Origin of the sequence: Variovorax davisae (assembly GCF_030316845.1) — a bacterium.
GTDB classification, from domain to species: domain Bacteria; phylum Pseudomonadota; class Gammaproteobacteria; order Burkholderiales; family Burkholderiaceae_C; genus Variovorax; species Variovorax davisae.
In genome coordinates, this window is sequence record NZ_JASZYS010000002.1 from 135,016 (window position 1) to 147,288 (window position 12,273).

Below are 12,273 nucleotides of genomic sequence, written 5' to 3' on the forward strand. Positions count from 1 at the left end.
AGAGTCGCGCGCCGCGGCGCGTCGGCCAATGTCCCTAATCGAAACTCAGTGTGCCGGCAGGGCGGCCGCGACCGCCGCCACCCGGGCCCGCGCGATGGCCTCGCCGATCTTCGGGCCGGCGGCGCCGCTCGCCTGGGCTTCGCGGGCGATGGGTTCGGTGGCCACGGCACGCGCTGCCGCCAGGGCGGCCAGCAGCCTGGGGCGCGGCAGGTAGGGCGTGTCCTCCAGGCCCAGGCGCCCGCGTGCGTCGCACTCGCAGGCCAGCAGCACCTCGTCGAAGCGTTCGGGCTTGCGGAAGGCGTCGCAGCGTTCGAGCAGGCGGACGATGGCGGCGGCATTCAGGTCGCCGCTGCGGTGGATGTTGCCGTGCTCGCGGGCGACCACGTCGGCCAGCTCGCGCACCTCCACCGGCACCCGCCAGCGCTCGCAGACCGCGCGCAGCAGCCGGGCGCTGCGCTGCTCGTGGCCGATGTGGCGCGGCAGGGCGTCGGTCGGGGTCGTGCCCTTGCCGAGGTCGTGCACCAGGCAGGCGAAGCGCACGCCCAGCGGCGCCGTGAGCCGGGCCGCCATGTCGAGCACCATCATGAGGTGCACGCCGGTGTCGATCTCGGGATGGTGCGCCTCGGGCTGGGGCACGCCCCACAGGCGGTCGACCTCGGGCAGCAGCACCGCGAGGGCGCCGCAGGCGCGCAGCAGCTCGAACATGCGCGAGGGCCGGCCCTCCATCAGGCCGCGTGCCAGTTCCTGCCAGACCCGCTCGGGCACCAGGGCGTCGACCTCGCCGGCCTCGACCATCTCGCGCATCAGGACCAGGGTCTCGGGCGCCACCTCGAAATCGGCGAAGCGGGCCGCGAAGCGCGCGACCCGCAGGATGCGCACCGGGTCTTCGCGGAAGGCCTCGGTCACGTGGCGAAGCTGCCTGCGCTGCAGGTCGCGCTGGCCGTGGAAGGGGTCGACCAGGTCGGCCGGGTCGATGTCCAGCCGGTCCGAGGCGACGAGCTTGTCGGCCGACAGCGCGATCGCGTTGATCGTCAGGTCGCGCCGCGCCAGGTCCTGCTCGAGCGTGACGTCGGGCGCCGCGTGCACCACGAAGCCGCGGTAGCCCGGCGCGCTCTTGCGCTCGGTGCGCGCCAGGGCGTATTCCTCGCGCGTTTCGGGGTGCAGGAAGACCGGGAAGTCGCGCCCCACGGGCAGGAAGCCGCGCGCCGTCATCTGCTCGGGCGTGGCGCCGACCACGACCCAGTCGTGGTCGCTGCCGGCGCGGCCGAGCAGCGCATCGCGGATCGCGCCGCCGACGAGATAGGTTTGCATGCCGGGAGTCTAGAGCGCCGCTGTCCGCATGGGTGCGTCGGCGCGTCGAAAGGGGTCGTGGTGACGGCAGCCTGGCAAGGCGTCTTTCAGACGCAGTCCCCGATGGCGCAGACCTTTCCTCTTGCCCCTGGTGTTGGCGATGGACGCTAATCCTTCAGGCGCCGCGTTGTCGCGCCCTGCAACACACTGATTGAGGAGCCAAATTGTCGCAAGACATCTTTATGAAATTGACCGGGATCAACGGTGAGTCGCAAGACGCCACCCATAAGCACGAAATTGAAGTCCTGGATTGGGAGTGGGAGGTCACGCAGGCGTCCAGCATGCACTCCGGCACGGGAGGCGGTGCGGGCAAGGCCACCGTGCATGACTTCTCCTTCGATCATTACGTGGACCGCGCGAGCCCTAACCTAATGCAGCACTGCTTGACCGGCAAACACATCGAAACGGCCACGCTCGTCGTGAGAAAGGCGGGCGAGAAGCCGCTGGAGTTTCTCAAGATCGCGATGGACGATGTGATCGTGACCCAGGTTGCCCTCAGCCTCAAGACCACCATGCGGCAGGCAAGAGAGACGGTCAGTCTCTCATTCGCGCGAGTGAAGCAGGAGTACACCATCCAGAACCAGCAGGGTGGTTCCGGCGGCACGGTGTCGATGAGCTTCGACATCCAGAAAAACACCGAAAAATAGGGGGTGGCATGGGACTCTATATCGATCGTGTCGGAATCGTTGACGCCGAACGGATCAAGGTCAAAATATTTCCGCTCATTGAGCGTGGAAAGTTAAGTGCGGTGAATGGCATCGTGGTTCACCAGACAAACAGCCCCACTGCGCAGGGCGCTTTCAATTCGTATTCTCAAAAAAGACCCGACGGCACGGCGCCAAATGGAGCTCATTTCATGATTGACAAGGATGGACAGGTTTATCAGACAGCATCGCTCTTCAGGGTTGCCAACCATGTAGGTTCGTTGCAGTCAAGATGTGTTGTTACGCAAAAATGCGCGCCCACTGAACTGAAAAGCGCCCGCGCCTTGGAGAAAATCAAGGGCAACAGCGACAGGGCTAAAGCAATTCACGCAAACGAAAAAGTAAAAAATTTCCCTGCCCGTTTCCCAATGAACGAAGACGCGATTGGAGTAGAAATTGCCGGACTTGCTACTGGTCCGACAGATCGCGAGATATTTGAGCCTGTAAATGAGAGGCAAAATGCGTCACTAAAATGGCTTATTCGAGAGCTTGTGGAAACGTTCAATGTTTCGATGGGGGAAATTTATCGACATCCTGCCATCGGCAGAAAGAACGAGACTGAGGCGAGCACTGCAAAATGGTGAATCTGACCAGGACCTTCTTCGTTGCGGCATTTGCATTGCCCCTGACCCTTGCATCTGTTTGCGCAAACGCCAGAACTATCAAAAGCGTAACCATCTCGAAAACAGGAATCAACATGAATCCAAAGGAAGAATGGTTAAACAATGCGTGCAAGAAGTTCAGGCCCACTGCCCGACAGGTAAAAAACTACTTTCAGAAGGCTTATTCGGTCCCCAGGACTTATGGCACAAACGATCGATACGCCCCTTGCGTTGCTTCGGGAACAATCGTTTTCAGCGACCTTGGGAAGGCAGAGTGGGCAATATCGTCGGGCGGTGCTGGCTCATTGACTTGGAATGAAGACGATCACGTCTATCTGTTCTATAAGAACAACAAATGGTTTGACCCAACCGCTTGTTCGTATGGTGCAGGAAACGAAGGGAATTGTTGAGTACGACGTGATGGCTAAATGCATAGCGGAACTTGAAGTCCATGGTTCTCGCCTTGTCACTGGCCCAAGGCGTCAGCAGTGAAGCCAGGACCGTTCATAAGCTGGAAATCAAAGGTGACGGATTGACCAGTAATCGGATGAACGAACCAAGGAGTTGTGCAAGGCATTTAAGCCGACGCTCAAGCAGGTTAGGAACTATTCCAACAAGGCTTACCAAATCGAAAGCTACATTGGTACGCCGGAGTGTTATTCTCCTTGCAATGCAATGGGAACGTTGACATTCAGCGACGGCTCTTTCGGGGATTGGACCTGCATTCGAGTGGTCTTCAATCGAGGTGATTCTGTTTCTTTGTTCTACAGACACAACAAGTGGAACGATCCCACCGCCTGCACCAGGCCGAGCGCCCGGGCGATCGGGGGCTCAGCGGGCGCTGCGGTAGGGCTCCTCGAAGGGCAGGAAGTCCTTCTCGGCCAGCGCCTCGTCGATCCAGGCCTTGACGCCCGGCAGGGCCTGCACGCGTTCGATGTAGGCGCTGATGGCGGCGGGCACCGGCAGGCCGTAGGTCTTGATGCGGGTGCCGATCGGCGCGAAGTAGGCGTCCGCGATCGTGAACTCGCCGAACAGCAGCGGCCCGCCGTGCTGTGCCAGCAGGTCGCCCCACATCTGGACGATGCGTTCCAGGTCGGACTTCACCTCCGGCTGTTCGCGCAGCAGCCGGGCGCCGACTTCGGGCAGCGAGGCCTCGATGTTCATGCCGCAATGGCCGCGCAGCCCGCCGAATCCCGAGTGCATCTCGGCGCAGATGCTGCGCGCCCGGGCGCGGTCGGCCACCGCCTGCGGCCACAGCTTCTTGTCGGGATGGGTCTCGGCCAGGTACTCGGCAATGGCCAGCGTGTCCCAGACCACCAGGCCATCGTCGACCAGCACCGGGACCTTGGCGACCGGGTTGAGCGCGCCGATGGCGTTCTTGAATTGCGAGCCGGTGTCGAAGGAGTCGAAGCGCAGCACCACTTCCTCGAACGGGATGCCGGCCTGCTTCATGAGCACCCAGGGTCGCATCGACCACGACGAGTAGTTCTTGTTTCCGATGTAGAGCTGGGTCATGGGGGCCTCCAAGGTGATGCAAAGCCCCCGATGCTAGCGGGGCCCGGCCGGGTCGTCCGGCGCGGCGATCACCCGGGGCTTCGCGCCGTCGTCGGCGGGCGGCCCGACCACCCGCTCGATCAGCGCCACCAGCCGCGGCACCAGCGACAGCACCGCCAGCGCCAGCAGGGCGCTCAGCACGGCGGTCACCTCGCGCCCGAGGCCACAGGCCATGCCGATCGCGGCCGTCATCCACAGGCCGGCCGCGGTCGTGAGGCCCTGCACCTGCTGCTCGTCGCGGCCCTGCTTGAGGATGGTGCCGGCGCACAGGAAGCCCACGCCCGCCACCAGGCCCTGGATGACCCGGCTCATGTCGGCCGGCTGGATGCCGGCCTGCTGCGGCACCAGCACGAACATCGCCGAGCCGATCGCCACCAGCATGTGGGTGCGCACCCCCGCGGCCTTGCCGTGCTGCTCGCGCTCGAAGCCGAGCAGGAAGCCGAGCACCGAGGCCAGCGTCAGGCGCACGGCGATGCGCAGCACCTGCGGGAGATCGGGAACGTCGGAGAACTCGGCGGCGAGCACCTCGGTGGTCGCCGCCCAGACGGAGGCGGCCATGCTGCGGCTGGTAGTCGGGGGTGGCCGCAGTGTCGCCGGGCGGCGCGCGCCCGACTGTAGGACGGCGGCACTTTCGCGCCGCTCAGCCGGGCGGCGCCTCGTCGACGGGCCGTGGCGCCAGGTCGAGCGTGGGCGGCAGCGCCGGCGCGCTGCCGTGCCAGCGGCGCACGGCGCGCTGGAAGAACATGCTGTTGGGGATCTTCAGCGTGGTCCCGCCCTGCGCGCTGCCGCTTTCCTCCAGCGTGGTGAAGACCAGGTTGATGTCCATCACCCGGCCCTTGAGGCCCGGCTTCTCGCCGTTCTCGAGCACCTCGATCGTGTCGCCGGGCCAGAACATCCGGGTGGTGAAGATCAGCAGCGCGCAGAAGATGTTCGACAGCACGCTCCAGGCGGCGAAGAAGGCCACCGCACCGACGGCGGCGAAGCTGGTGAAGGCGGTCCACAGCACGGTGCCGGACACGCCCAGCCGCTCCAGGCCCCACAGCAGCGCGCCGCCATAGATCAGGAAGGCGACCGTGCGCCGCGTGACCAGGTCCACGTTGCCGTGCAACGCGTAGCCGGTGGTCACGCGCTCGATCAGGCGCCGCGCGAAGCGCACCAGCAGCCAGGCGCCCAGCAGGATCAGCGCCACCTGCGCCAGCGGGACGATGACTTCGAGCCATTCGATGGCCCAGGGAGGGAGCTGGGCGCGCAGGCCTTGCAGGGTTCGGTTCATTGCCCGGTTCGCGAGCGCCTCAAGGCAGGTCCTTGTTGGGCTCCGGCTCGGCCGCGTTGCGCGGCCCCACGCTGCCCAGACGCGACTTGAGCGACTGCGGCTGGCCGCTGATCACGGCGGCGTAGTTGGTGGTGTTCGCGAGCACCTTCTTGACGTAGTCGCGGGTCTCGTTGAAGGGCACGTTCTCGGCCCAGATCGCGGCTTCCATGGTCGGCCCGTTGCGCCAACTGCGCGGCCGGCCCGGGCCGGCGTTGTAGGCCGCCGCGGCGAGCGCCATCGAGCCGTCGAAGTCGTCCAGCGCCAGCTTGAGGTAGTTGGTGCCGATCGTGATGTTGGTGTCGCGGTCGGTGATCTGGCCCGGCGTGAAGTCGGCCAGGCCGATCTTCTTGGCCGTCCAGCGCGCGGTGGCGGGCATCACCTGCATCAGGCCGGAGGCGCCGACGCCCGAGCGCGCGTCCATGATGAAGCGGCTTTCCTGGCGGATCAGGCCGTAGACGTAGGCCGGGTCGAGGCCGATCTCCTGGCTCTTGCGCAGCACTGCGTCATGGAAAGGCATAGGGAAGCGCTGGTCGACGTCGATCACGCCCTTGGTGCGCTCGCTGGTGTTGATGCAGCGGTCCCAGACCTCGCGCTGGCAGGCCAGGTCGGCGGCGGCCAGCAGTTCGCGGTCGCCCAGGCCGCCCTTGTCGTGCAGGTTGGTGGCGTAGTTCCATTCGCGCGTGCCTTCGGGGCGCAGCCCGATCGCGATCGCGTAGAGCGCGCGGTTGAGCGCCGGGTTGTTGCGGGCGGCGGCCTTTTCCTCCGGCGTGAGCGGCGCCGGCTTGGTCGGCACGGCGGCCCGCTGGCCGAGCTCCTCGAGCGCCAGCAGTTCGTAGAAGCCCCGGGTGCCGGCGATGCTCTCGAACAGGATGCGGGCCTGGCCCCGGCGCTCCTCGCCGCCGCCGGCCAGCAGGGCGCGGGCCTTCCAGTAGACCCAGGTCGGGTCTTGCTGCTGCGTTGGGCCCATGGCGTCGACGGCGGCCTGCACGTCCTTCCAGCTGCCCGTGCGCAGCGCCGCGCGGGCCTTCCAGGCCAGCATGTCGTCGCTCAGGTCGCCCAGCTTGGTGACGTTGGCGAAATAGCTGCCGGCCAGCGGCGACAGCTTGGTCGCGAACTGGCGGCCGATGGCGCCCCAGAGCCAGTTGCGCTCCTCGGTCGACAGCGTGCTGTCCCACTTGCCCTCGAGCTGGGCGGCGGCCACGGCCGGGTCGGCCACGGTCATCTTGATCAGGGCCAGCACCACCAGCTCGCGGCGCGACTTGGCGACCGCGGTGGCGCGGCCGGCCAGGAACTTGGCCGGGCTGGCGTTCATCTCGTCGAACAGGGCGATGGCGTCCGGCGCCACCAGCGTGACCGCGGCGCGGGCGGCCTGCGGCCGGTTGGCCTCGATCGCCAGCCGGGCTTTCTTCCAGGCGTCGTTGGGCGACATCAGGCGGGCGCCGATCATGCGGTCGGCGGCTGTCAGGCAGCCGTCGTCGAGCTCGCGCTGGGCGAACCAGTGGCGCCGGACCTCGTCGGCCTGGGCCTGGGTGGCGCTGCCCGAGCGCAGCGTCTCGACCAGGATCGCGTAGCAGCTCACCTGGGCATCGTCGTTCATGCGGTAGGCCGGGTGCAGGCTGCTGAAGCTGTCCCAGTCGCGGCGCTGGCCGGCCAGCAGCAGCCAGTCGTTGCGCATCCGGTCTTCCTGGTAGGTGCCGGCGTAGCGGGCCAGGAAATCCTGCACTTCCTGGGCGCTGCTTTCGCCCAGCCGGGCCTTCAGCTCCCAGTAGGCGGCCCAGGGTTCGAGCGCATGGCCGCGCGCCTGCGGCAGCAGGGCCGACAGCCGGGCCTTGTCGCCGCGCTGGGCGGCCTGCTTCATTTGCAGCAGGACGTCGTCGCCGGCGCTCTGCGCGCGGGCCGGCTGCCACAGGGCGGTGGTGGCCAGGGCGAGCGAAAAAGCGAGGGTGGAAAAAGAGGTGCGGGGAAGGCGCCGCGCGGATGCCAAAATGCTTGCGAACTGCATCGGGGGATTATGGACAAGTCAAAGGGTGCCGACACCTCGGAAACGGCCACTTTTCTCAAGGGACAACTGCGTGCCGCGCTGATCGAGCAGCGCCTGGCGATGCCCGACCGCCTCGCGCGCGCCGACCTGCTCCAGCGCGTGATGCGGATCTGGCTGGTGGGCCGGCCGGACACCGTCATCGGCGCCTACTGGCCGATCAAGGGCGAATTCGACCCGCTGCCGGCGCTGCACCGCTGGAAGGAAGACGGCGAGCTGCTCGACGAGCCGCAGCGCCGCCGCATCGGCCTGCCGGTGGTCGACCGGGTCCACAAGACGCTGACCTTCCACGCCTGGTATCCCGGCTGCCCGATGGAGAACGACGCCTTCGACATCCCCAAGCCCAAGGACACCGAACTGATCGTGCCGACGCTGCTGTTCGTGCCCTGCCTGGGCTACAGCGCGGGCGGCTACCGGCTGGGCTACGGCGGCGGCTTCTACGACCGCACGCTGGCGGCGCTGGAGCCGCGCCCGTTCACGGTCGGGCTGGGCTACACGGGCGGTTTCCTCGACGAATTCGAGCCCGAGGCGCACGATCTGCCGCTCGACGCCATCCTGAACGACAACGGGGTCGTCTGGCCGATAGGGTGACCTCAGGCCGGCGCCGGGCCGCCCCAAGGCGGCCTGCGGCCCCCTCGGGGGGCAGCGACCACACGAAGTGAGGGAGCGCGGGCGCCACATTCAGTCCATCTGGTCGACGGTGTCGGGGTCGGGCACTTCGCCGATCGTCTCCCGGGTCGTCGCGGCCTGGGCCTGCAGCCACTCGCAGAAGGCCTGGATCTCGGGCCGGGGCGCGCTGCGCGGGCCGGTGATCAGCCAGTAGGCCATCGGCGAATCCATGCGGTGGTGCGGCAGCACCTCGACCAGGTCGCCGTTGGCCAGGCTCTCGGCGATCAGCGAACTGCGCGCCAGCACCACCCCCTGGCCGGTCAGCGCGGCCTGCACCATCTGGTAGGCGTAGTTGAAGTACAGCCAGCGCCGCGGCTGGGCCCGCAGCATGTCGTTGACCTCGAACCAGCGGCGCCAGGTCAGCCACTCGAGGTGGGTGCGATGGGCGTCGCCGGCCTCGATCAGGGTGAAGCGGGCGATGTCGGCCGGCGCCTTGATCGCCGGGTTGCTCTTGATCAGCCAGGGGCTGGCCACCGGCGTGATGGTCTCGCCGAACAGCCGGTGCGCGCCCGCCGGCATGTGCTCGCGCGGCCCGTAGCGCAGCGCGATGTCGACGTCGGCGATGTCCATGTCGAGCGCGACGTCGCTGGCGTCGATGCGGATGTCGATCTCGGGGTTGTCGCGCTGGAAGGCCTCGAGGCGCGGGATCAGCCACATCGAGGCGAAGGAGGCGAAAGTGGTGAGCGAGACGCTCTTGCGGCCCGCGTTCTGGCGGATCTGGCGCACCGCGCCGTCGATGCGCGGCAGCGACTGCTGCACCGCCAGCAGCAGCTGGGCCCCGGCGCCGGTGAGCTCCACCGCCCGCGTGTGGCGCAGGAACAGGCTGACGCCGACCTCTTCCTCGAGCGACTGGATCTGGCGGCTGACGGCCGACTGGGTCAGGGCCATTTCCTCGGCCGCGGCGCGGAAGTTCAGGTGCCGGGCGACCGCCTCGAAGGCGCGCAGATGGCCGGCCGAGATCGGCCGGGAACGCAGGTGGGTCTGGGAATGGAGCACGGAGGGCGGGGGCTCGGGCGATGGTGGATTGATGCGAAACCGGAATCAGTAGGCTACCCCGTTTTCATTGGACTGCCAACGAGCCCGGGAAGATCATTCATTCCCGAAGCGCGCCTTTGCGCACAGTCACCTCAGGAGTCCGTCATGTCCGCCGTCTACACCTCGCCCTCGCTTTCGTCCGCCACCCTGGCTCGTCCGGCTGCCGTGCCGCCGGCCGTGCGTCGTGGTGCCTGGCAGCTCGATGCCGGCCACGCCATGAGCCTCAAGGCCTCCGGCGCGAGCGTGCTGCGCATCCGCCAGGGCCGGGTCTGGGTGACCCGCGACGCCTCCGCCCATGCCGGCAGCGAAGACCTGGTGCTGGCGCCGGGCGAGTCGCTGGCCGTGGCCGCCGGCGAGCGGATCGTGATGGAGCCGTGGGACAGCCACGGCGCCACCTACAGCTGGGACGCCGCGGCCTGAGCCTCGGCCGCCCGGGGCTCAGCCGCCGATGTCGAAGCGCGGCCGCAGCGCAATGAAGCGCTGCAGGGCTTCGTCGCCCTGCAGCAGCGTGATGTCGGCCAGGTCGTCCTGGAACTCGACTTCGGCCAGCCCCATCTCGAAGCGCTGGTAGCGCCGCGCGGCCAGCTCGCCCTGGTGCAGCACGCACAGCTCGGTATGGCGCCGGTCGGCCTCCAGCCGCGCCAGCAGTGCGCGCACCGTCTCCGGCGGCCCCTCGAAATGCTGGCAGAAGCGCATGCCGTCGAACACCAGCAGGCCGGTGATGCCCTCGCTGGCGTTGCGTGCGCGCGCGTGGGTCACGATCCGGCCGACGATCTGGGTGGGTTGGTCGGGCGCCAACAGGCTGCAATAGAGAATTTCTTCGAGTTCCGGCATTCGGGGGCTAGGTTGCGTGCGAGCGCAGTCTAGAAGCTTGCAGGCGTCCCAGAAATGTCAAAAGACACACCGCGGCCCCTGGGGCGGGGGCTGATGCGTCTGTTGGTCATAATGGTCTGCGCATCCGGGCCTTCCTCTTTCCGATTTCCGTTCACCTCTGCGAGCCGCACAGGCAGCCGCCTGTTCGTTTGGCAGGCCAAATCTCGTCTCGATGCACAACGAAAAGCGATATTTGTACGAGCTCGATCTGCTGAGGTTCTTTGCCGCGAGCATGGTGGCGATCTTTCATTTGACGACGCACTACGCGGATCTCGACGAGGCCATCCCGTTCGGCTGGGTGGGTGTCCAGATCTTCTTCGTCCTGTCCGGCTTCGTCATCGCCAATTCGTCCGAGAACGTCGGCGCGGGGCGGTTTCTGAAAAGCCGGGTGCTGCGTCTCTATCCGGCGGCGATGATCACGACGGTGATCGGCGCCGCCTTGCTGTGGACCGGGACCGGCGGGCCGGGCGTCGGCCGGGTGGCGGTCGAAAACTCGTTCTTCATCAGGCCGGTCGGGCCCTGGATCGCCAGGTCGTATTGGACGCTGCCGATCGAGATGTTCTTCTATCTGCTGGTGTTCGCCCTGATCAGGCTGAACATCCACAACCGGCTGGAGAGACTGGCGATCTTCCTGAGTTTTCTGAGCATTCCCTACAACGTCTACCTTCTGGGCGGCGAGCTGGCCTGGTGGGACGACCCGGGGCTGATCTGGAATTACGGCCCGATCAACATCCCGCTGATCAGGCACGGTCAGTTCTTCGCTCTCGGCATCTTCATCTGGCTCGCCTCGCGCAACGGCGGCAAGATGAATCACAGATTCCTTTTCGTGCTGGCGGCGGCGATGTCCGCGGTCGAGATCTGGCTGACGGCCAGCTTCGAGACGGCGCCGGCCCGGGGCAACGACCTGACGACCAGCACGCTGTATCTGGAGGCCCTGGGGGTCTGGGTCCTGGCGGTGGTGTTCCTGTACTGCAGCGCCGTTGGAGTGATCCGGATCCCGGCGCGCCAGGGCGCGGGCCGCCGGCCGAGCCTGCGTTCGCTGCTGCGAACCCTGGGGCTGGCGACCTATCCGCTCTACCTGGTGCACGAGAGCTTCGCGGCGCGGATCATTCCCTTCCTGAGGGACCGGGGGGGCCTGCCCGATTCGCTGTCGGTCGCCGGTTCCTATGTCGCCACGGTGATCGCTTCGGTGGTGATCGTGAAATTCATGGAGGCCAGGCTGAAGACGCTCATGTCGGCCCTGATCGACCGGCTGGTCGCATTGGCAAGACGGCTGCCACCGGCAGCACCCAGGGCCGAGCGCAACGATTCGCGCTGGCGTGGCCTATAGTGCGCGGGTGAAGTTCGAGGACTATCCGGCGCCATCCCACCCACCGCGGTGTGCGCACCCTTGCGAGGAATGCACGCTGCGCGCCAACCCCGCCTTTCTCGCGGTCGGCTCCGACGAGGTGCGCACCATCCAGTCCTTCCGCAGCGGCACCCGGGTGGTCGAGGCCGGCGGCGTCATCGTCGGCGAGGACCGGCCCTCTGCCCAGCTCTTCACGCTGTATTCGGGTTGGGCCTTCCGCTACAAGACGCTCAGCGACGGCCGGCGCCAGATCCTCAGCTTCCTGCTGCCGGGCGACTTCATCGGCCTGCAGGATGAATTCGCCGACGGCCATACGCACGGCGTTGAGGCCGTGACCGACACGACGATGTGCAGCTTCGAGCGCGACACCCTGTGGAACCTGTTCCACGCCCGTCCCAAGCTCGGCTACCACATCACCTGGCTGGCGGCGCGAGAGGAGAAGCTGGTCGACGACAACCTCGTGACGGCCGGCCGGCGCAACGCGAGCGAAAGGGTCGCGATGCTGCTGATGCAGCTGTACCGGCGTGCGGAGCGCGTCGGCATGGTGCGCGAAGGCTGGGCCGAGTTCCCGTTCAACCAGCAGCACATCGCCGATGCGCTGGGCCTGTCGCTGGTGCACACCAACAAGACGCTGCGGCGCCTGCAGCGCCTGGGGCTCTACAAGCTCGACAGCGGCTGGCTGCGCATCCTGGAGCCGCATGCCCTGGAGACGCTGGGCGACTATTTCGAACGGCCGATGCAGCCTTTGCCGCTGATCTGAGTGAAGGCGGCTGCGTTCGCGTATCGTA

The 12,273-nt window shown here is 66.9% G+C and carries 14 protein-coding genes; 7 read left to right on the top strand and 7 right to left on the bottom strand.

Annotation, left to right across the window (positions count from 1 at the left end; genetic code table 11):
- Positions 1 to 45 precede the first annotated feature (45 nt).
- Positions 46 to 1,311 carry a multifunctional CCA addition/repair protein gene (locus QTI33_RS04875; RefSeq protein WP_286504657.1) on the bottom strand — a complete coding sequence of 422 codons (1,266 nt, stop codon included), beginning with the start codon at positions 1,309 to 1,311 and terminating at the stop codon, positions 46 to 48.
- Between the two features lie 203 nt (positions 1,312 to 1,514).
- Here QTI33_RS04875 and QTI33_RS04880 point away from each other — a divergent pair, with 203 nt between their 5' ends.
- From QTI33_RS04880 to QTI33_RS04890, 3 genes are read left to right on the top strand one after another with little or no spacing between them, the layout of a single operon-like run.
- Positions 1,515 to 1,997: an Hcp family type VI secretion system effector gene (locus tag QTI33_RS04880; RefSeq protein WP_286504658.1), complete on the top strand. Its 483-nt coding sequence runs from the start codon at positions 1,515 to 1,517 to the stop codon at positions 1,995 to 1,997.
- Positions 1,998 to 2,005: 8 nt separating this feature from the next.
- A complete protein-coding gene (locus tag QTI33_RS04885) occupies positions 2,006 to 2,638 on the top strand; it encodes a peptidoglycan recognition protein family protein (protein ID WP_286504659.1) in 633 nt (210 codons plus the stop codon).
- Positions 2,632 to 3,066, top strand: a complete 435-nt coding sequence (locus QTI33_RS04890) for a hypothetical protein (protein WP_286504660.1) — start codon at positions 2,632 to 2,634, stop codon at positions 3,064 to 3,066. Before QTI33_RS04885 ends, QTI33_RS04890 begins: the two co-directional genes overlap by 7 nt.
- Before the next feature lie 421 nt (positions 3,067 to 3,487).
- Here QTI33_RS04890 and QTI33_RS04895 read toward each other — a convergent pair whose 3' ends face one another.
- The 4 genes from QTI33_RS04895 to QTI33_RS04910 all read right to left on the bottom strand — a co-directional run bounded on the left by QTI33_RS04895 (position 3,488) and on the right by QTI33_RS04910 (position 7,524).
- Positions 3,488 to 4,171, bottom strand: a complete 684-nt coding sequence (locus QTI33_RS04895; protein WP_286504661.1) for a glutathione S-transferase family protein — start codon at positions 4,169 to 4,171, stop codon at positions 3,488 to 3,490.
- 33 nt (positions 4,172 to 4,204) lie between these two features.
- Positions 4,205 to 4,768, bottom strand: coding sequence for an MgtC/SapB family protein (locus QTI33_RS04900; RefSeq protein WP_286504662.1), 564 nt, complete (start codon positions 4,766 to 4,768; stop codon positions 4,205 to 4,207).
- A gap of 82 nt (positions 4,769 to 4,850) precedes the next feature.
- A complete protein-coding gene (locus QTI33_RS04905) occupies positions 4,851 to 5,483 on the bottom strand; it encodes a mechanosensitive ion channel family protein (protein WP_286504663.1) in 633 nt (210 codons plus the stop codon).
- Between the two features lie 19 nt (positions 5,484 to 5,502).
- Positions 5,503 to 7,524 carry a lytic transglycosylase domain-containing protein gene (locus QTI33_RS04910; protein ID WP_286504664.1) on the bottom strand — a complete coding sequence of 674 codons (2,022 nt, stop codon included), beginning with the start codon at positions 7,522 to 7,524 and terminating at the stop codon, positions 5,503 to 5,505.
- Positions 7,525 to 7,533: 9 nt separating this feature from the next.
- On the opposite strand from QTI33_RS04910, the gene QTI33_RS04915 reads away from it, so the two are divergent.
- Positions 7,534 to 8,151 carry a 5-formyltetrahydrofolate cyclo-ligase gene (locus QTI33_RS04915; protein ID WP_286504665.1) on the top strand — a complete coding sequence of 206 codons (618 nt, stop codon included), beginning with the start codon at positions 7,534 to 7,536 and terminating at the stop codon, positions 8,149 to 8,151.
- Between the two features lie 90 nt (positions 8,152 to 8,241).
- Here the strand turns inward: QTI33_RS04915 and QTI33_RS04920 are convergent, their stop codons facing one another.
- Positions 8,242 to 9,225: a LysR substrate-binding domain-containing protein gene (locus QTI33_RS04920; protein WP_286504666.1), complete on the bottom strand. Its 984-nt coding sequence runs from the start codon at positions 9,223 to 9,225 to the stop codon at positions 8,242 to 8,244.
- A gap of 144 nt (positions 9,226 to 9,369) precedes the next feature.
- On the opposite strand from QTI33_RS04920, the gene QTI33_RS04925 reads away from it, so the two are divergent.
- Entirely contained in the window at positions 9,370 to 9,684 is a 315-nt protein-coding gene (locus QTI33_RS04925; RefSeq protein ID WP_286504667.1) for a DUF2917 domain-containing protein, read from the top strand.
- Positions 9,685 to 9,702: 18 nt separating this feature from the next.
- On the opposite strand, the gene QTI33_RS04930 is transcribed toward QTI33_RS04925, so the two are convergent.
- Positions 9,703 to 10,098, bottom strand: a complete 396-nt coding sequence (locus QTI33_RS04930) for a BLUF domain-containing protein (protein WP_286504668.1) — start codon at positions 10,096 to 10,098, stop codon at positions 9,703 to 9,705.
- A 232-nt stretch (positions 10,099 to 10,330) separates the two neighbouring features.
- Between QTI33_RS04930 and QTI33_RS04935 the strand changes: the two genes are divergently transcribed.
- Positions 10,331 to 11,467: an acyltransferase family protein gene (locus QTI33_RS04935; RefSeq protein ID WP_286504669.1), complete on the top strand. Its 1,137-nt coding sequence runs from the start codon at positions 10,331 to 10,333 to the stop codon at positions 11,465 to 11,467.
- Positions 11,457 to 12,245 carry a Crp/Fnr family transcriptional regulator gene (locus tag QTI33_RS04940; RefSeq protein WP_444814810.1) on the top strand — a complete coding sequence of 263 codons (789 nt, stop codon included), beginning with the start codon at positions 11,457 to 11,459 and terminating at the stop codon, positions 12,243 to 12,245. The genes QTI33_RS04935 and QTI33_RS04940 overlap by 11 nt, the downstream gene beginning before the upstream one ends.
- Positions 12,246 to 12,273 lie beyond the last annotated feature (28 nt).